The sequence below is a fragment of the Pseudomonas sp. St290 genome (assembly GCF_018325805.1).
Taxonomy (GTDB): domain Bacteria; phylum Pseudomonadota; class Gammaproteobacteria; order Pseudomonadales; family Pseudomonadaceae; genus Aquipseudomonas; species Aquipseudomonas bijieensis.
In genome coordinates this window covers 3084384-3103721 of the sequence record NZ_AP014703.1, presented here as the reverse complement: position 1 = coordinate 3103721, position 19338 = coordinate 3084384, and the positions used below count along the sequence as shown (strand labels likewise).

Genomic DNA, 19338 nt, shown 5'->3' with positions numbered 1-19338 from the left:
ACAGCCGTCCAGGAACCGGCGATCATGCCTTCCCCAACCGGTCCCTGATCGAAACGGCGTTGCGTGCAGCATTACTCTGCGCCCCCCCGCCCTGGGCGTCTTGCCCATGTCTGCCGCCGGTTTTGTTGCTGCCTGCCAACACCGCCACGCTGGCGGCCTGGGTCAACTCCCTGGCAGGCAGGTGAAAGACTTCCCCAGGTGTCACTCCCCTTAATGCCCTCTCTGCTGTCCTATCACACTGGGGAATCCATCATGGAGCACACACGTCGTCCGCCTTTGCTGCGCAACGCCATCGGCCTGGGCATCGCCCTGCTGGTCGCTGATTCATCGGCCCAGGCCTATGAGCTTTACACCGACGAAGACACCACCGTCACCGGTAACTTCCTGGCGGTCTACGGGCTGTTCAACAGCCGCAAGAACTATGACGGCACCGCCGGCGGTTCGAGCTGGCGCGAAGGCTTCATCAAGTATGGCCTGAGTATCGACCAGACACTCGGCGACCTGGGTAGCGTCTATGGCACGGCCAATCTGGTCAGCTCCGGCACTTGGGGCGATGGCGATGCGGCCGGCCTGAGCGACGGCTCCGAGCGCACCACCAAGTTCGATGAAGCCTTTGCCGGCTGGCGTTCGGGGGATCTGTTCCCGGCATTGGGCAAGGACGGTATGGACCTGTCCTACGGTCGCCAAGTGATCACCCTGGGCGACGGTTTCATCATCAACGACGATGGCCTGAACCTGGGCAAAGGTGTGGCCGATGGCGAGCTCAACCGCGGCGGCGCCTACTACCTGGCAGCCCGTCATGCCTTCGACAAGACCGCTGTCGTACGCCTGGGTGGCAAGGACGGCGTGCATGGCAGCCTGATGTGGATCAAGTCCGACAACCCTGCCCAGGCCAATACCGAGATGACCGCCAGCACCCTGGAATACACCGCCGCGCCTGGCACCCTGGGGCTGACCTATATCCATGGCATCGATGTCGATGACCGTTATGCCAGCGACTTCCAGAAACAGCGCGAAGGCATGGACATCTACAGCCTGCGCGGCGCCGGGAATGCCGGCATCGAAAATGCCCACTTCGCCTTCGAGTACGCCTGGCAGGACAAGGATGCGGGCCCGGAAAAAGCCTGGTATGCCGAAGCCGGCTACACCTTCGCCGACCTGCCCTGGACGCCGGACCTGACTTATCGCTACAGCCGCTACTCCAAGGACTGGGACTCGATGTTCAACGGGCAGAACCGTGGCTATGGCACCTGGTTCCAGGGTGAAGTGGCGGGCAACTATGCTGGCCCGTTCAACAGCAACACTGCCATCCAGCACATCGGCCTCAAACTCAAGCCAGCAGAAACCGTGACCATTGGCGCGCTGTTCTTCGACTACCAGACCCTGCACACCCGCCAAGCGCTGAACCTCGACGCGCAGGAGCTGGACCTGTACGTGGAATGGGCGGTGAATGAACACCTGATCGTCACGCCGCTGCTGGGCCTGTACAAGCCTGAAAAGGATGAGGGCAGCGGTGGCAATCAGGTAGGCGGCAACGGCACCAACGTCTACAGCCAGTTGGTGGTGGCGGTTCCGTTCTGAACGTGTCGGGAACTGCCCCAGCGGCAGTTCCCGGTCGGTCTACTGTCTGTGCTGATGCAACATGGTCTGGATCTGATGGGTTGCCTGCCGGGTACTTTGCGCCAGCTTGCGCACCTCATCGGCCACCACCGAAAAACCGCGCCCGACTTCACCGGCCCTGGCGGCTTCAATCGCGGCATTCAAGGCGAGCAGATTGGTCTGGTCGGCGATGCCCTTGATTACCCCCACGACCGTGGCAATCTGGGCGTAGGTCACCTGGTTCTGTTCGAGCATGCGCTGATGGGTGGACTGGGCCGAGCGCTCGTCACTGATATCACGTACCGCACCAATGACCCGGACCAGTTGCCCGTGTGGGTCGCGTACCGCCCGACCCCGCTCACGGCACCAGATGTAATCGCGGCTCTTGTGGCGCATGCGGTATTCGAAAACGTATTCGCCGCTGCCCTGGGGACCGAGGATTTCCCGGTCGAAGACAGCCATGATCTTCGGCAGGTCGTCCGGGTGGGTGATGCCAACCTGGGCATCCCAGCCGTCGTGCAAATCGTCAGGCCCGTAACCCAGCAGTGAACGGAACTGACTGGAAAAACGCATGCCACTGGCCGGGTGCTGGAGATCACCGTTGACGACCGTGATATCCCAGCAGCCTTCAGTCAGGGTCGATTGCAGCAACTCCCAGATCTGCGCGTCCTGGCGTTGTCGCTGCACCTGCTGGCCGAGTTCGTCCAAGCGAATTTCAAGCGCCTGCTCGCGCTCGCAGGCTTGCTCCAGCTGCTGGCGCACTAAGTGCAGTTCGTGCTCACTTTGCTGCCATCGCAGGGTTTGCGCCTCCACCTGCGCTTCGGCCTGACGCAGGTGCGCAGCGACGTTCTCCATCTGCCGCGCGTGCTGCTCAAGGAGGTTCCGCAGTTGCGGATATGCATCGAGCATCGGCGTGCCTTCCATTTCGCCGGCCAGCACGCGCTGCACCTGTACGGTCAACGCCAGTTTCTGTTTGTTGGTCTGGAGAAACATCGCCTGCCCCTATGCCATCAAGTCGAAACCTGGATCTGATCGCAAACCGGCCAGGCTGGCTTGTCCCTGCCTGCACAGGGCCTTGCTCCTGGCTGCCAACGCGCAGACTGGCAGCCACAGACATACGACGCGGCAGGCACAGTCAAGCTGGACAGCCCTGCCGGTATTACTCTCGGGGCTTTCCCTTGTTCGCGATCAGGAAACCCTCATGAGCGATATTGCCCTGCTGCCTCAGGTTCAAGCCTTCCTCGATAGACATCACGCCCTGTTCATCGACGGTGGCTACGTCGAAAGCCAGGGCAGCCAGACACTGAACGTCGTCAACCCTGCCACCGGCCAGGTCATCGCCCAGGTCAGCGACGCCACTGCCGGCGATATCGATGTGGCGGTGCAATCGTCCCGCCGCGGCTTCGAGCAGTGGTCTCAAACCGCGCCGGCGGTCCGCGGCCATGTGCTGCTCAAGCTGGCGGACCTGTTGGAGCGCAACCGCGAAGAGCTGGCGCAGATCGAAACCTGCCAGTCGGGGAAGATCATCCACATCTCCCGTGCCTTCGAAGTCGACCAGGCCGCCCACTTCCTGCGCTATTACGCTGGATGGGCGACCAAGATCAACGGCGAGACGATCACCCCATCGTTGCCCTCCTTCACAGGCGAACGCTACACCGCGTTCACCTTGCGCGAACCAGTCGGGGTGGTGGTCGGTATCGTGCCGTGGAATTTCTCCACCATGATCGCCATCTGGAAACTGGCTTCAGCCCTGGTGACCGGTTGCAGTGTCATCATCAAGCCCAGCGAGTTCACCCCGCTGACCATCCTGCGCATCGCGGAACTGGCCATCGAGGCTGGCCTGCCGGCCGGTGCCCTGAATGTGCTGACCGGCGGCGGCCAGGTGGGCAAGGGGCTGATCGAGCATCCGGGCACCAACAAGGTTTCATTCACCGGCTCCATACCCACCGGCCTGGCGGTGGGCCAGGCGGCCATGGGCGCCGGGTTGACCCGTACGACCCTGGAACTGGGTGGGAAGAATGCAGCGGGGTTCCTGCCTGATATCGACCCCGAGGTCGCGGTCAACGGCATCATCGAGGCGGGATTTCTGCATTCGGGACAGATCTGCGCGGCGGCGGAACGGTTCTTTGTCCATCGCTCGCAGATCGAGTCGATCATGGACAAACTAGCCCAGCGCCTGGGCAAACTCACTATCGGCTCACCCCTGGACGAACGCACCGAATTCGGCCCGGTGACCAACCGTCAGCACCAACGCAAGCTCGAGGAATTCTTCGCCAAGGCCCGCGCGCAGAACAACACCATCGTCCACGGCGGCAAGCTGATCGATGGGCCGGGTTGCTACGTCGAGCCAACCATCATCCTCGCCAATCGCCGCGACGACAGCCTGCTCCACGAAGAAACCTTCGGCCCGATCGCCACGTTCTTCCCTTACGACACAGAGGAGGAGTTGCTGGAGCTGATGAACGACACGCCCTACGGCCTGAGCGCCAGCCTCTGGACCAACGACCTGGGCAAGGCCCTGCGCATGGTCCCCGCCATCGAAGCCGGCACGGTGTGGGTGAACATGCACACCCTGCTCGACCCAGCCGTGCCTTTTGGCGGCAACAAGTCTTCCGGGATAGGCCGTGAATTCGGCAGCGCATTCATCGACGACTACACCGAGCTGAAATCGGTGATGATCCGCTACTGAACAACAAAGGGCCCTGGAGCCATACCCCAGGGCCCTACCCATCCCAAATCCCTCTGTGGGAGCGAGCCTGCTCGCGATAGCGGAGCATCAGTCAATGTTAATGCCGACTGACACAACGCCATCGCGAGCAGGCTCGCTCCCACACTTTTACCGCCGGCAGGCGTTGACCGTTGGGATTCGGCCGCGCCATGGTTGGGCGCGCTCCAGTTGCGCGGCCAGCGCCAGCAGCGTGTGTTCCTCGCCGAAACGACCGGCAAAATGCGCGCCCATCGGCAGGCCATTGGCGCTCCAGGACAACGGCACTGACATCGCCGGCTGGCCGCTGGCATTGAACAGCGCGGTGAACGGCGAATAACTGTGGTAGCGCTCGATCAGTTGATCCAGGCTCATGCACACGTCCTGCAGATCCAGCTCGCCAATTGGCACCGGCTCACGAGTCAGGACCGGGGTCAGGATCACGTCGTAATCCTGCATGAACACCGCCAACTGCCGGCCGAGGGCATGAATCCACTCCACCGCCGCGGCATACTGGGCGCCGCTGACGTTGCCCTTGTCCCGCAAGATAATCCGCGTGCGTACCTCCAGCTCTTCGGCTTGCACGGCAAACCCACGCATCTGGCCCAGCAGGTCAACATAGTGACGAGAGCTGGCGCCGATGATGGTGAACACGTGATCGAGAAATTCCAGCAGCCCCACCGGCAGGCTCACCGATTCGACGCGATGCCCCAACGACTCGCACAACCGCGCGGCCTCGCCCACCGCCTGAAGGCTCTGTGGTGACGTAGGCCAAGGACCGAGCTGCTCGACCAGGGCTATGCGTAGCGGCTTGGGATCGGCCTGCACTGCCATCGCATACGGCAACGCCTGGATCGGCGCGGCGTAAGGCGCGCCCAGGTCCATCCCAGCAGTGGCATCCAGCAACGCCGCACTGTCGCGCACCGACAGGGTGATGGCATGAGGTGTGCCCATCCCCGCCCAGCCCTCGCCCACTATTGGTCCTGACGGCAGCAAGCCACGGCTGGGCTTGAACCCGAACACACCGCAGCAGGACGCCGGCACGCGCAATGAACCGCCACCGTCGTTGCCGTGGGCGAACGGCACCACCCGGGCCGCCACCAGTGCCGCCGCGCCACCGCTGGAACCACCGGCGCTGTGGTCGGTGCTCCAAGGGTTGCGTGTGGCACCAAAACGCGCAGACTCGGTGGAGTATGAAGTGCCAAACTCAGGCGAAGTACTGGTGCCCATCACCAGACATCCGGCACGCCGCAAACGCGTCACGATTTCCGATTCGAAATCCGCACGAAAGTCGCCCAGTGCGCGAGAACCGTTGGTCATCGCCGCACCATGAACTGGTGAAAACAGGTCTTTGATCAAGGTCGGCACACCGGCCAGCAGGCCTTGACCGACCTGTGGCGTGCGCGCCGTCTGCCGGGCCGAATCGTACAAGCGCTCGGCCACCGCATTGAGCTGCGGCTCGACTCGCTCCAGACGCTCGATGGCAGTCTCCAGCAGTTCGCCTGGCCGGACCTCGCCACGCCTGACCCATTCGGCCAGCGCCGTGGCATCTTCACTGTCCATCAAGTGGTGAATGTCTTGCGTACCCATGTTTCAGGTTCCTTATGTCACGACGATTGATGTGATCCGACGGTGGTCGCTTGCCCTTGGCCGCGTGTGCGCAGGCCGGCAACGACCCAGAGCAGCGCCAAGGCAAAACTGGTCAGGGCCAGCCACTGGATGGCGTGACGCAGGTCACCGGCGAACACAATCACCAAGGCCACCACCAGCGGACTGACGAACTGGCCGATATACAGGCACGAGGTAAACCCACCCAGGCCCCGGCCGCGGGTGCTGGCGGTCAACGCATTCATCACCGGCGCCATCACGTTGGGCACCAACAGCCCGGCCCCCAGGCCTTGGATGAACACCGCCACCAGCACTTCGTTATAGCTTTGCCCGCGCATCAACAGCCACAGCCCCAGGCCCATCAGGCCAAGCAACAACGCATTGCAACCGGCGATGCCGAAGCGACGGCGCAGCAACGGCCACGTCAGCGAACCGACCAAGGTCGCCAACAGGCTCAGCCCCGCCGCCAGGCCGATCATCGTGCTGGAGGTGATGCCGAGGCTGACCAACAGCGTCGGCGCCTGGATAGGCATGATGAACGTCAGGACCATGCCACCGAGGATCATCAGGTAGCCGACCAGCAGTTGAGGCAAGGCGACCTTGGCCGGCCCCGACGCCTCGACGTGCGGCTCGCCCCCCTGCGGCTTCAAAACCGGCGGTTCCCAAAGCACCTTCATCATTGCCGGCACCAGCAACAATGGCAGCAAGTACAGGAGGAACGGCGCACGCCACGAGTGTTCTCCAAGCGCACCTCCCACTACGAAAAACAGCGCTCCCACCAGGCCGATGGTCACCACTTGCCGGTTGACGTAGCGCAGTCGCTCCTCACCGTGCCAATAGTCCGCTATCAGCGTCGCGCAACAGGTCATCACCGCCGCCTCCGTACAACCGAACAACAGCCGCACACCGACAATCGAGGGCAGGCTATCGAGCATGGCCGGCAACGCGCCGAGCAAGGCGTAGAGAATCGTCGCAAGCACCAGCAAGGCCTTGCGCCCGACCCTGTCGGCCAGCCAGCCGGCCAATGGCGCGCACAGGGCAATCGCCAGGGCCGGCCCGGTGACCGCCAACGGCACCAACAGATCGGCGCGTGGCTCCAGGGGCCCGAATTCTGCGCCCAACCTGGGCAAGACGGGCGCGACCATCACCGAACCCATGATTGTCAGACTGCTGCCTAGCATCAGCACCAGTCCTTCACGCCAACTGGCCTGGCGAGACAGGATGGTCGCCGTTGAAACGGAACTTGATTGGTTCATGGCGAGCCCCTTTTAGAAACTGTGAGAAATACGCAGCGCCGTGGTGTAGCCCTCGGCGCGGTTTCGCGCGTCGAGCTCCTTGTAGACATGCAGCCACACTGGGGGCATACCTGGCTTGAAGTAGCTCACCGCCGGCCCGACAGCCAGCACTCGGGCGCGATTGCCTGTTTCCAGGCCCGGGGCATCGTCGTCGGTGAATTGCCGGTAGTAATAGCCACCCATGCCCACGGTCCATGGGCCGACGTGCTGGCCCACGGCGAACTCGTGGCGGTACTCGACACCGTTCTTGTAGTCGGTGGCGTGGTTGCGCGTGTTGATGTCGGCCTCAAAGCTTGAGGACACTTCGAAGCCGCTGTCGGAGATATAAGTGGCGTTGAGGATCGGCGAGAAGGTCCAGTGGTTCAGACCCGGCGAGATCAAGCGATTCTTGTCGTAGTCGCCTGTGGGCGCCTGGATCTGGAACTGGGCGTTGACGAACAGGTTCGGCGACAGTGTCCACTGCAGGATCACCGGCAGCACCTGCATGTCGGCCATGCGAAACGGATCGGCCTCCAGGTTCAGTGGGCCGACAGGCGTCTGCACCTGTAGCGAAGCGTCCATCTGGAAGAACGGCACGACGGCGCCGAAGCCATACTTGGCGCCCAGCACGGTGTAATCGGTCATGCGCATGTAGGCGACGCCGATGGACAAGACATCCAGGGAGAAATTGTTGTCCACGGACTTGCCGTGGCGATCCTTCTGCACGTTGGCCGAATAGAACGCGGTGCGCAGGCCGACGGTGCCAAAGGGCGTGGCCGGCGGCATCATGCCCGCGCCGAAATCGTAGACCCCGACCGCCGTGGTCGGCGCGCCGTTTTCGGTGCCATGGGCAGCACCGCATGCACCGATCAGCCCCAGGGTTAACCACGTACAGTGCCAGACGTTTGTTTTTTTATTTTGGTACATCGAATGCCCCTCCAACCATGTGGTGTCGGGGTCATCCTAGGGAGGCGGCCGGTCAGCCGTTATCCGTTTTCAGCACAGATGCGTGCGGCGCAGGGTTTGGGAAGGTGTCTCGCCGAACAGCACCCGATAGTCGCTGGAAAACCGGCTCAAGTGCCAGAACCCCCAGCGTGCCGCCACCTCCTGTACACCCTGGGCGTGGCGGCCGCTGCGCAGTTCGCGGCGCACGGCATTGAGGCGCAACGCCCGCAAATAGGCCACCGGATTGATACCCAGGGTTTCCTGGAAGCAATACTGCAATTTGCGCCGGCTGGCACCGATGTGATTGCACAGGTCGAGGATCGACAGTGGCTCATCGACATGGGCCAAGGCGTACTCCCGGGCACGGTCGACCATGCGCTTGCGCGCCGTGGGGTTGAGCGGCGGTGCCTCGTCCGGTGCCACCAGTTCCAGTATGTGCAACATCACCGTGTCACGCAGGCCACGGCGAATCGACTCGTACCCCAGCAATGAGTCTCGCCCCTGCTCGCCCCCTTCAAGCTCATCGAACAACGCCGCGAGCTCGGCCGGCAGCGTCGAGTTGCCAAGACGGTAACACTTGGGAAGATCGGTAATTCGAAAGTGACTGCCTTGACACGCCAGCACATGCTCCAACGCCTGCTCGTCGACGGTGACACCGAGCAGATCCAGATGCTGGGGCGTGCGCAGCTCGGGCAGGTTATGGCCGCGAGCGACCAACAGGCTGGGCTCGATAATCGGGTGCCCGGAGCAAAAGAGCGGCCCGTCCGCACTCAGCGGCACGCTGAAAGTGATGGCGCCTTCCCAGGCCATGCCACGCTTGGTCAGGGCTTGATTAGAGCGGTCGCGCACCAGTTGCATCCAGTCCGAGCGGAACTCGATCAACTCACCGTCGAAGCGTCCGGGGGTCAATTGGTCATAGCAGACCTGCCAGCCCCCCATGTTCCGGGCGTGCTCGTCGATGTCTGTGGTGCGGAACCGATTGATTGGCAGCGTCGGCAACAGGTCCGACGAAACCGCTGGCAGCGCCATGTTGGAGTTGTTCATTGACCCGACCTTTGATGATTCCAGGGCTTACGGGTCAAAGCTCAGGCAAGTTCCATTCCGCCCCGTGGACCGGTCGTTCAATTGTGCCGAAAACGGATAACCGGCCAGGGTTCAGCTGCCCGCGCCGGCATGGGCCTCTTCAAAGAAATAATCTTTCCAGCTGTCGGCCTTGTTTTTCAACACGCCCAGTTCGTGCAGTTTCTCGGCGTAAATGTAGGTACGTTGCGGAACGACGGTGAAGTCGATTTCAGGGTCGGTGACGATTTTTTCCACCAGCGACAGCGGCAACTTGGACTGTTCCACGCGAATGTAGGTCTGGGCAGCCGCCGGCTTGTCGGCCTGGATAATGCCTTGTGCCTCCACCAGGGCGTCGTAGAACGCCTTGTAGGTCTTGGGATTTTCGTCGTGGAATTTTTCCGTAGTGTAGAGCACGTTGAACGTCGCCGGCCCACCCAGCACATCATAGGAACTGAGCACCTTGTGCACGTTGGGGCTTTGCAGTGCCTGATACTGGAACGGTGGACTGGAGAAGTGCGAATTGATTTCCGACTGGCCGGCAATCAGCGCCGCCGTCGCATCCGGGTGCGGGAGGCTGACCGAGATGTCGTCGAACTTCTTGAAGTGGTCGTTCCCGAACACCTTGGCGGTTTCGATCTGCAACGTGCGCGACTGGAAGCCGACACCCGCCGCCGGAACGGCGATCCGGTCCTTGTCGGTGAAATCCTTGAGGCTCTTCACGTTCGGGTTGTTGGTCAGCAGATAATTGGGCATCGACCCCAGCGAGGCGATGGCCTTCACATTCTGCTTGCCGCGAGTCCGATCCCAGATTGTCAGCATCGGCGGAACTCCCGCCGACACCACATCCAAGGCACCGGTCAGCAAGGCCTCGTTCATCGCCGTAGCGCCGGAAATGCTGTTCCAATCCACTTTGATATCCAGGCCCTGGGCCTTGCCATGCTTCTCGATGAGCTGCTGGTCGCGCACCACATCGAGGATCAGGTAGCCGATACCGAATTGCTGGGCGATGCTGATCTTGCCTTCGGCGTGGGCCAAGGGATTGAGCAGCGCAGTGGCCGCCAGGGAAACCAACAAGGTGAGCGCAGAACGCTTGAAAGCCATGGTCTGGTGAACCTCACAGTAAGTTGAAAAGACTGAAGGCCACGACTTTAAAGCTATAAGAAAATTAATTTAAATACCTAGATAGCATAACAATAGCACCTAAATGTTCGCACCAGAGCCCATGAGTCTCGCGCTCACCGGCGCGATCGCTTGATAATCTTTGGAGACCTGCATCAAAGCGATACAGTAGCGGTGCCTGCTCCCCCAATCGTCCCCGACGAATACCAAGCGCGAAGCAATCATGAACGAGATGACCCTGGATGTGGGGATCGCCGCCGAGTCCATTTCCCAGCCACGCACACTGGTGTTCCTGGCTTACCCGCAGATGGGCCTGTTGGACCTCACCGGTGCCCAGACCGTTTTCTGAGCCGCCACCAAAGCCATGACCGAACGTGGCCTGCCCGGCTATGCAATGCACACCGCGAGCCTGGAAGGTGGGTTGATGCGAACTGCCGAAGGTTTGGTGCTAGATACCTGTGCCCTGCATGAGCTCGACGGAACGCTCATCGACACACTGATCGTTCCCGGCGCCCCGGACATACAACAGGCGATGATCGACTGTGTCGACCTGGTGCAGTGGCTACGCAGGGCCTCGGTCCAGGCCAGTCCCTCCTTTCTGCGCCGGTCTTTCCCAGACGCCTGCCAATGATGCTTGGGCAGGCGTTCTTTTATGAAAACCAGAACAAAACCGATGGGAGCAACGCTACTGGCGATAACTGTATGTCAGTCAACATTGATGTGGCTGGTCCGCTGTCATCGCGAGCAGGCTCTCCCCCACAAGTGTTTCTTCGATCGCCGGGTCTGTTTACCAGGTATTGATCTGTGCGAGCTTGGTCGCCAACGGCAAACCGTTCCAGGTGTCCTTGGCAGCACAACCGACCGGATTATGTGCCCAGCGATACCAGACATGAAGGTTCTGGGCCCCGGCGATCAACCCCGCAAAAGGATTAAGAAGCCCCCCACCTCCGACGCCTTGCAGCCATGGCAAGCAATACACGCAGGGATGCAATTGCACATACATCACCCAATCACCGGCATTCGGCGCGACAAGGCCATAGGGCACCAAGCCATTGCCGCCCGCCACCACCAAGGCGTTACGCTCCGCATGACCGGAAAACCCGACCGCAGGCGCGCCGGGCACTACAGCCAAGGCGCCAACGATTGAAAAGCGTGAATTTCCAAAGACCACGCCATACGGCAAGGCCGCCCCGCCCGCTACGGCATTCCCCAAGGGAAAACCTGCGCCCGGATTGGGCACGGTTGCCAATGCGGCCCAACAAGAGCCGTGGGCAATACCAGCACCCGGTAGGGCCTGGGTATGGGCATGGGTCGCGCACTGTCGGGCCAGTTCCAACGCCTCGAGATAACCTGGATTCATGACGCCGCCGACGGCCACAGTGAACTGATGCAAAACAACCGGCATAAGATTATCCCTATCTTGATCGGGTTGACATCGGGCCGCTGTTGAACTCGTCCAGAATTTCAAGGCCCCTCCAGAGCACGCCAACTGAGACTAGTCGCCGAGATAAAAAATGCAAAATGGAGCGCCACGGCTCATCTACCCCATCCGCACCGCAAACGCCTGGAGCTCCCACACCATCTCCATATGTATCTATCCGCCTGGTGGCTGATCGCGCGACCTCCCCGCCGATTCCGGTGGACTGAGCCTCGTATCCGGCCAGTCCGTCCTGTCTGCGCGGGTCTTTCCCAGACGCCCGCCAACGATACGTGGGCAGGCGTTTTTTTCAGGCGCTCATCCCCAAGCCAGCCTGAATATCGTCACTGCCCAGAAAAATCCGTATCAATGCCCGCCCCTTACTCCTTGTGCACAAGGTAAGGTAGGCAGTAATCATCCGTATCGAGGTGTGCCCGTGGCGTCCTATTCCTTGCGTCAGCTGAAGTACTTCGTCACCACCGTCGAATGTGGCAGCGTCGCTGAAGCGTCCCGCAAGCTGTACATCGCCCAACCGTCGATCGCCACCGCCATCAAGGGATTGGAAGACAGTTTCGGTGTGCAATTGCTCATTCGTCATCACGCCCAGGGGGTATCGTTGACGCCCGGTGGCGCGCGCTTCTATCGCAAGGCCCAGGAGCTGTTGCGCATGGCCCGGGAGTTCGAGCAGAACGCGCTGGCCGACAATGATGTGGTCAGCGGGCAGATCGACATCGGCTGCTTCGAAACCGTCGCCCCGCTCTACCTGCCACGACTGATCGCCGGCTTTCGCCAGCGCTTTCCCGGGGTGGAAATCCGCGTGCAGGATGGCGAGCAACAGGAGTTGGTACAAGGTCTCACCGGTGGTCGTTTCGATTTGGCGATTTTCTATGAACACGACCTCGACAGTACCATCGAGACCGAAGCACTCACGGCACCGCAACGCCCCTATGCGCTTTTGCCGGCGGGCCATCGCTTCGCCGATCAGGCCCAGGTGTCGCTGCGCGACCTGGCCCTCGAACCGATGATCCTGCTGGACGTACAACCCAGTCGCACCTATTTCGTGAGTATCTTCGAGGAGCTGGGCCTGACGCCCAACATCGTCTTCAGCTCGCCGTCCATCGAGATGGTGCGTGGCATGGTCGGCCAGTCCTTCGGTTTTGCCGTGCTGGTGACCCGTCCGCACTCCACCTGCACCTACGATGGGCAACACCTGGTGTGCGTCGACATCGCCGAGGACGTGACCGGTTCAGCGTTGGTGGCAGGCTGGCTCAAACGCACTCACCTCACCAAGCCGGCCCAGTTGTTCGTCGACTACTGCAAGGAACAGTTCAGGCAATGGTTGGCCTGAGCCAACCAGCCCACACCATCGCCCTGCTAAACACTCACTCTTGTGGCGAGGGGATTTATCCCCGCTGGGCTGCGCAGCAGCCCCCAAACCAGTCAGATCTATCTGCCTGACACGCTAAGTTTGTCGGTATTTTGGGGCCGCTTCGCGCCCCAGCGGGGATAAATCCCCTCGCCACAGGTCCGTATTTACAATTGATGGGACGTTCGGTGTCTAGCGAGCCGCCCAGGCGTTGAAGCGTTGTTCCAGTTCCTCGCCATGGTCGACCCAGAACTCGGCATCCACGGCCCTAGCTTCAGCCAGGTTGGCCTCGGCGGTGGGCAACTGTTCCTGTACCGCCGCCGGCAACAACGCGAGTGTCTTGCGATGCACCGGACCATAAGGGATGTTTTCCGAGAACACCTTCTGCGTTTGTGGCTGGCTGGCAAAGGCAATGAACTGCTCGGCCAAGGCCTTGTTCGGCGTGCCCTTGACCACGGCCCAGTACTCCGGGTCGTACAGGCTCTGTGGCCAGACAATACTCAGCTTCATGCCTTCCTTTTGTGCCGACGCGATGCGCCCGTTATAGGCCGCACTCATCGCCACATCCCCCGCCACCAGCCATTGCGCCGGTTGGGCGCCGGCTTCCCACCATTGGATGTTCGGCTTGATCTGGTCCAGCTTGGCGAAGGCCCGGGACACGCCTTCCGGTGTGTTCAACACCTTGTACAAGTCCTGGGCCTTGACCCCATCGGCCAGCAAGGCGATTTCCAGGGTGTACTTGGCCCCTTTGCGCAAACCGCGTTTGCCCGGGTAATCGGCCACATTCCAGAAGTCCGCCCAGGATTTCGGCGCCTTGGCGAGCTTGCTCTGGTCATAAGCCAGGACCATCGACCAGACATAGGTGGCCACGCCACATTCGGTGAGTGCCCCCGGGACAAAATTCGCCGGGTCGCCCAGGGCCGTCTGGTCGAGCTTTTCAAACAAGCCCTCCTCACAACCACGCAGCAACTCGGGGCTTTCCACTTCGACCACATCCCAACTGGTGTGGCCGGCCGCGACCATGGCCTTGATCTTCGACAGTTCGCCGTTGTATTCGCCGGCCACGATGCTTCCCGCACCGCTGGCGTTGAAGGGTTGGAAGTAGGCCTTGTCCTGGGCCTGCTTGGTGGCGCCGCCAAAGGAAATCACGGTCAAGCTCTGGGGCGCGGCCATGACGCTGGTACTCAACAACGCCAGTGCACACGCAATATTGCAACGCAAGGATCTGGACATGAAGCGGTTCCTCGAAATGCCGGCTCGCCCGCACGAGCCGGTGACGGGACTCAAAGGTGACCGTAAACACGGGCGGTATGGTCTACAGCAAAGGCTCTTGTCGGCCTGTTCGTTGTCGCCTAGCTGACCACCAGGAATCTCCGTCCATTGAAATCGTTCTCCTCAGGCACCCTGGCGGTCAGCAATCAATGGGTTCACAGAGATAGCTCGCCAGCCGATCCATCAAGCGATCGCAGGCGGCCATTTGCTCAATGCTCACGTATTCGTCGGGCTTGTGCCCCTGGTCCATGCTGCCGGGGCCACAGACCACCGTTGGCACGCCGGCCTGGTGAAACAGGCCGCCTTCGGTGCCGAAAGCGACGGTGCCGAAAGCCTCGCTGCCGCATAGTCGCGCGACCAGTTGGGCGGCGGCGCTGTCAGGCGCGGTCGCCAGGCCCGGGTAGGCGGACAGCGCTTCAAAACGGATCGCCGTGTCGCTCGCTACCGCCTGCATCGCCGGCAGCAGGGTTTGTTCGGCATACCCCTGCAATTGCTCGGCCACCACCTGCGGATCGAAACCCGGCAAGGCGCGCACTTCGAAATCGAAACGGCAATCGGCCGGGACGATGTTCAACGCCGTACCGCCCTGGATCACGCCGACCTGCACCGTCGAATAAGCCGGATCGAAGCGCGCGTCATGCAACAAGGGATCGGCCAGCGCTGCGCCGATCTCCCCCAACCGGCCGATCAGGCGCGCCGCCTGCTCGATGGCATTTACGCCGTAAGGTGCGTAGGCCGAATGACAGGCCGCCCCCTTGATGTGGCAACGCATCGCCAACTTGCCTTTATGCCCCAGTACCGGTTGAAGTTGGGTGGGTTCGCCAATCAGGCACAAGGCTGGTGGGGGAACTCGCCGAACCAACACGTCCAACAGGCTGTGAACGCCCAGGCAACCCACCTCTTCGTCATAGGAGAACGCCAGATGCACCGGTCGCCGAAGCGCGCTGGCGAGAAACATTGGCACCGCTGCCAGAACCGAAGCCAGATACCCCTTCATGTCCGCCGTACCCCGCCCGAACCATTTGCCGTCCATCTCGCTCAGGTAGAACGGCTCGACCGTCCAGGCTTGTCCGTCCACCGGCACTACATCGGTGTGTCCGGACAACACCACGCCACCGGGCGCCGCGGGGCCGATGCTCGCCAGCAGGTTGGCCTTGGTGCGCTCGGCGTTGTAGATCAGCTCGCTGTCCACACCCAGCCCTTGCAAGTAGTCGCGCACGAACTCGATCAAGGCCAGGTTCGACTCGCGGCTGACCGTGGCAAAACCCACCAACCGTTCGAGCAACACGCGGCTGCGCAGCTCACTCATCGCCCGGCACTCCATAACTCGGCGCCTGGGTCGGATCGAGTGCGCGGATCAGGTAATCCTGCAGTTGCGGCTGATAGGCGAGCCAGAGTCTTTCCAGTTCGTCGATGGGATTTTCCTCGGCCCAATCCACCCGCAGATCGACGATGGGCCAGGTCAGGTCGTCAACCACCGACAGCGCCGCCGAATGCACCGGCCCGGCTTCACCGCCCGCCGCCTGCCCGGCCTGCAACGCATTCATCAAGCGTGCGGCAAGACAACCACCGCTGCGCTCGAAGGCCGCGACCATGGCCTCGATCACCCCACCATTGGCCAACAGATTGCCGGCCGCCACGCATTGCTCTCCGGCCACTGCGTTGTGGGTGCCCAGGGTGTGTTCGCCGCTGAACATCGCCGTGCGCCCCTCGGCATCGATCACCGCCACCTGCCGGTATTGGCTGTAGCCATTGCGTGCCAGGGTCCGCTCCAGCGCCGCCTGCGCCACCAGGCCGCCGGCCAGTTCATCGAGAATCTGCGGTCCCAGGGCCGGCAGGGTGATGTTCTGGCTCGACACCGCACCGACGCCCGCCCGCAACCACGGGCAACGGGCGCCGACGGCAATGCTCGAGGAACTGATGGCGATGCCCAGCTGGCCGGTTTCGGCACAGCGCCCAACGATGGAAAAGGTCATGTTCCGTTCCTTTATTCAGGGATCACCGCGATCACGTCGATTTCCATCAGCCACTGCGGCTGGCCCAGGGCACTGACCACCAACCCGGTGGAGATCGGAAACACACCCTTGAGCCACTTGCCGACCTCCTGGTACACCGGCTCGCGGTAACGCGGGTCGATCAGGTAAGTCGTGGTCTTGACGATATGGCTCAAGTCGCTGCCGGCTTCTTCCAGCAACTGCTTGACGTTGCGCATGGCTTGCTCGGCCTGGGCGCGTGGATCGCCAAGCCCCACCAGTTGGCCGTTGAAGTCCGTGCCGACCTGGCCGCGCACATAAACGGTGTTGCCGGCGCGCACGGCCTGGCACAGGTCGTTGTCCAGCGTCTGGTTCGGGTAGGTGTCCTTGGTGTTGAACATGCGAATACGTGTGTGAGTAGGCATCAGCGGACTCCCGAGAGACTGGTTTTCGAACGGTGTGAATCGCTGTCGAGCGCCGAGGCCTGGCGCTGGGCAGCATCTTGATAAGCGAGGTAAATGCGTTGCTTCACGATGTGGTCGGCAATATGCCGGGCGTCATGCCAGACGCCCCAGATGAACGCCGAGCCCCGACGTGACAACCACGGCAAGCCGACGAAGTACAGGCCCGGCTCGCTGGACACACCGCGCTGATGCCGAGGCTTGCCGTTGGCGCCGAGGGCGTCGACCTTCAACCAGCTGTAATCCACCGAGTAGCCGGTGGCCCAGATAACGCTGGTCACACCGGCGGCGACCAGGTCCAACGCCAGGATCGGCTGGGTCAGGCACTGCGGGTCGGGCGGCAGGTTGCGGGCTTCAGGTTCAAGGGGCAGATCCAGGCCATTGCGGGCGATGTAAGCATCGGCAGCATCCAGCAGCGCCAGGTAGTTTTCGTCGCCGCGGGCAATGTTTTCGGCAAGATTCGATTCAAAGGTCACCACGCTGCCGTTGAACGATTTCGTCAGCCCCACCAGGGTGATGCCCTCGTGGGCCAAGCGGCGGAAATCCACGGTATGGCCGCCACGGGCACCGCTTACCGCGATGGTGACGTGTTCCTTGCCTGGCTGGACCGCCTCGGCGTCCCACTCGCCCAGCACCCCCAACCACCAGCAGAAATCGCGGTTGCGATAGGCCCGTGGCGGGCGATCATGGGCGCCCACCGAAAGATAGACCTGCCTGCCGGCGCGCTGCAGTTCATCGGCGATCTGCACCCCCGACGACCCGGCACCCACCACCAGCACCACCCCCTCGGGCAACTGCTGCGGATTGCGATACTGCGCGGAGTGAATCTGGGTGACCGTCGCCATCTCAGGTGCGATGGGCGGAATCACCGGTCGCTGGAATGGCCCGGTGGCAACGACCACATGGATGGCCTCGATCAGGCCCTCGGACGTTTCAATGGTGAACCCCGGGCGGCCGACATTGCGCTCGACTTTCCTGACCTCCACGCCGGTACGGATCGGCGCATTGAACTTGCGCGCATAGGCCTCGAAGTAATCGGCCACTTGATCCTTGGCGGCGAAGGCATCAGGGTCGAGTCCCTCGAATTCCAAGCCAGGAAAACGGTCATGCCAGGCCGGGCCGTTGGCCACCAGCGAATCCCAACGCGCCGTGCGCCAGGCCTCGGCAATCCGATTGCGCTCCACGACCAGGTGAGGCACACCTTGTCTGCTCAAGTGTTCACTCATGGCCACGCCGGCCTGGCCGGCGCCTATAACAAGCGTATCGATGCGTAGGGTTTCAACGGGCATGTCTGTGCACTTCCGGCAGAGGGTTGGTTCAGGCCGGCATGGCGCCGCCTCGGGTTCTGATTTTTTGTTCTGCGATTGCGACTATCGAAATGAGGTGTCGAGGCGATTGTGTTGGCAGGCGCGGATTTGCGAAACGAGGGTTTTTGTCGTTGCTAGGAAGGAAAAAAATGGGCTATTGCCCGAGCGTGATGATCACGGCAACAAAGCACATCTTATTAGACTTGGAGCACATCGCTCCCGTGGCGAGGGAGCTTGCTCCCGCTGGGCTGCGCAGATCGCATTGGCCAATTCACTGCATCCGTGCCGGAAACGCCTTGAGTTCCAGCTTCTGCATCACCAACCCGATGAACGCCGAAACCGCCAGCGGCAACTGCCGTCGGCTCGGATACAGCACATTCAGGCCGAAGCCGCTGCGTTGGTACTGCGGCAACACGCGCACCAACCTGCCGGCTTCCAGGTCGAGGGCGCTCAGTGCCCCCGGCAGCACGGCGATGCCCAGACCGGCGACGGTCGCCCTGCGCAACGCTTGGGCGGTGTTGGCGTGGAAGCGGCTGGCGATCTGCACGTGCTCCTCGATGCCGTCCGGGCCGACGAGTCGCCAGTCGGTCAAGCCGCTGGGGTGGGCGAAACTCACGCCGTCGTGGTGAGCCAGGTCCTGCAGCGCAAGCGGTGCACCGCGTGCGGCAATGTACGCGGGGCTGGCAACCATGCCGTCACCGTCGTTCTGGAGCAGTTGGCGACCGACATACCCCGAGTCCTGCAACGGACCGCCGCGAAAGGCCACGTCGATGCGGTCGGCAATCAGGTCGACACGGGCATCGCTGAGCACGAAATCGAGTTGCACACGCGGGTGCGCGGCTAAAAAGTCGGCCACCCATTCCATCGGGAAAAAATCGAAAAAATCCGCCGGCGCCGCGATGCGCACCAGGCCGCTGGGCTCTTCGCTGCCCATCATCAGTTCCTGCCCTGCCTCCATCAGACCATCCACCGCCTCCACGCAGCGCTCATAAAACCCCTGGCCTACCTGGGTCAACGTGAGTTTGCGGGTCGAGCGCTGCAGAAGTCGCGACTCCAACTGCGCCTCCAACTGTTGGACCCGGCGACTGACGGTGTTGGCAGGCATACCCAAGCGCCTGGCCGCCTCGGCGAAGCTGCCACTGCGGACCACTTGGACAAACAGTGCGACATCGTTGAGATCGAGCATGGCGTCGACATTCCTTCGTTTAATGGATGAGTTCAATCCGATTGT

The 19338-nt window shown here is 62.0% G+C and carries 15 protein-coding genes and 3 pseudogenes; 4 read left to right on the top strand and 14 right to left on the bottom strand.

Going from position 1 to position 19338, the window contains the following annotated elements:
* Positions 1-252 precede the first annotated feature (252 nt).
* Entirely contained in the window at positions 253-1581 is a 1329-nt protein-coding gene (locus PBDP_RS13675) for an alginate export family protein (protein ID WP_212802395.1), read from the top strand.
* A 42-nt stretch (positions 1582-1623) separates the two neighbouring features.
* On the opposite strand, the pseudogene PBDP_RS30295 reads toward PBDP_RS13675, so the two are convergent.
* Positions 1624-1893 (bottom strand): annotated as a pseudogene (locus PBDP_RS30295) (methyl-accepting chemotaxis protein); the annotation flags it as partial.
* Positions 1882-2172: pseudogene (locus PBDP_RS30290) on the bottom strand (PAS domain-containing protein); the annotation flags it as partial. The pseudogenes PBDP_RS30290 and PBDP_RS30295, both read right to left, overlap by 12 nt.
* 628 nt (positions 2173-2800) lie before the next feature.
* Here PBDP_RS30290 and PBDP_RS13665 point away from each other — a divergent pair.
* Entirely contained in the window at positions 2801-4288 is a 1488-nt protein-coding gene (locus PBDP_RS13665) for an aldehyde dehydrogenase family protein (RefSeq protein WP_109756092.1), read from the top strand.
* 147 nt (positions 4289-4435) lie between these two features.
* On the opposite strand, the gene PBDP_RS13660 is transcribed toward PBDP_RS13665, so the two are convergent.
* From PBDP_RS13660 to PBDP_RS13640, 5 genes are all read right to left on the bottom strand, one after another.
* A complete protein-coding gene (locus PBDP_RS13660; protein WP_109756093.1) occupies positions 4436-5893 on the bottom strand; it encodes an amidase in 1458 nt (485 codons plus the stop codon).
* A 17-nt stretch (positions 5894-5910) separates the two neighbouring features.
* The gene (locus PBDP_RS13655; protein ID WP_109756094.1) at positions 5911-7167 is read right to left on the bottom strand and encodes an MFS transporter; all 1257 of its coding nucleotides are present in this window, start codon (positions 7165-7167) and stop codon (positions 5911-5913) included.
* A 12-nt stretch (positions 7168-7179) separates the two neighbouring features.
* Positions 7180-8112, bottom strand: coding sequence for a SphA family protein (locus PBDP_RS13650; protein WP_116832292.1), 933 nt, complete (start codon positions 8110-8112; stop codon positions 7180-7182).
* A gap of 69 nt (positions 8113-8181) precedes the next feature.
* On the bottom strand, positions 8182-9174 hold the full coding sequence (locus tag PBDP_RS13645) for a helix-turn-helix domain-containing protein (RefSeq protein WP_109756096.1): 993 nt from the start codon (positions 9172-9174) through the stop codon (positions 8182-8184).
* A gap of 111 nt (positions 9175-9285) precedes the next feature.
* Entirely contained in the window at positions 9286-10293 is a 1008-nt protein-coding gene (locus PBDP_RS13640) for an ABC transporter substrate-binding protein (RefSeq protein WP_109756097.1), read from the bottom strand.
* 250 nt (positions 10294-10543) lie between these two features.
* Here PBDP_RS13640 and PBDP_RS13635 point away from each other — a divergent pair.
* A pseudogene (locus PBDP_RS13635) lies at positions 10544-10897 on the top strand (type 1 glutamine amidotransferase family protein); the annotation flags it as partial.
* A 201-nt stretch (positions 10898-11098) separates the two neighbouring features.
* Here the strand turns inward: PBDP_RS13635 and PBDP_RS13630 are convergent.
* On the bottom strand, positions 11099-11716 hold the full coding sequence (locus PBDP_RS13630) for a hypothetical protein (protein ID WP_109756098.1): 618 nt from the start codon (positions 11714-11716) through the stop codon (positions 11099-11101).
* Positions 11717-12164: 448 nt separating this feature from the next.
* Here PBDP_RS13630 and PBDP_RS13625 point away from each other — a divergent pair, with 448 nt between their 5' ends.
* On the top strand, positions 12165-13076 hold the full coding sequence (locus tag PBDP_RS13625; protein WP_003201562.1) for a LysR substrate-binding domain-containing protein: 912 nt from the start codon (positions 12165-12167) through the stop codon (positions 13074-13076).
* 210 nt (positions 13077-13286) lie between these two features.
* On the opposite strand, the gene PBDP_RS13620 is transcribed toward PBDP_RS13625, so the two are convergent.
* The 6 genes from PBDP_RS13620 to PBDP_RS13595 form a co-directional block, all read right to left on the bottom strand.
* Positions 13287-14267 (bottom strand): gamma-aminobutyric acid-binding protein, encoded by a 981-nt coding sequence (locus PBDP_RS13620; protein ID WP_232200263.1) that lies wholly within the window; start codon positions 14265-14267, stop codon positions 13287-13289.
* Between the two features lie 238 nt (positions 14268-14505).
* On the bottom strand, positions 14506-15675 hold the full coding sequence (gene argE, locus PBDP_RS13615) for an acetylornithine deacetylase (RefSeq protein WP_212802394.1): 1170 nt from the start codon (positions 15673-15675) through the stop codon (positions 14506-14508).
* On the bottom strand, positions 15668-16342 hold the full coding sequence (locus PBDP_RS13610; protein WP_212802393.1) for a DUF1028 domain-containing protein: 675 nt from the start codon (positions 16340-16342) through the stop codon (positions 15668-15670). The genes argE and PBDP_RS13610 overlap by 8 nt, the downstream gene beginning before the upstream one ends.
* Before the next feature lie 11 nt (positions 16343-16353).
* Positions 16354-16764, bottom strand: coding sequence for a RidA family protein (locus PBDP_RS13605; protein WP_003201555.1), 411 nt, complete (start codon positions 16762-16764; stop codon positions 16354-16356).
* On the bottom strand, positions 16764-18089 hold the full coding sequence (locus PBDP_RS13600; protein WP_212802392.1) for a flavin-containing monooxygenase: 1326 nt from the start codon (positions 18087-18089) through the stop codon (positions 16764-16766). The genes PBDP_RS13605 and PBDP_RS13600 overlap by 1 nt, the downstream gene beginning before the upstream one ends.
* 289 nt (positions 18090-18378) lie before the next feature.
* Positions 18379-19293: a LysR family transcriptional regulator gene (locus tag PBDP_RS13595; RefSeq protein WP_212802391.1), complete on the bottom strand. Its 915-nt coding sequence runs from the start codon at positions 19291-19293 to the stop codon at positions 18379-18381.
* Positions 19294-19338 lie beyond the last annotated feature (45 nt).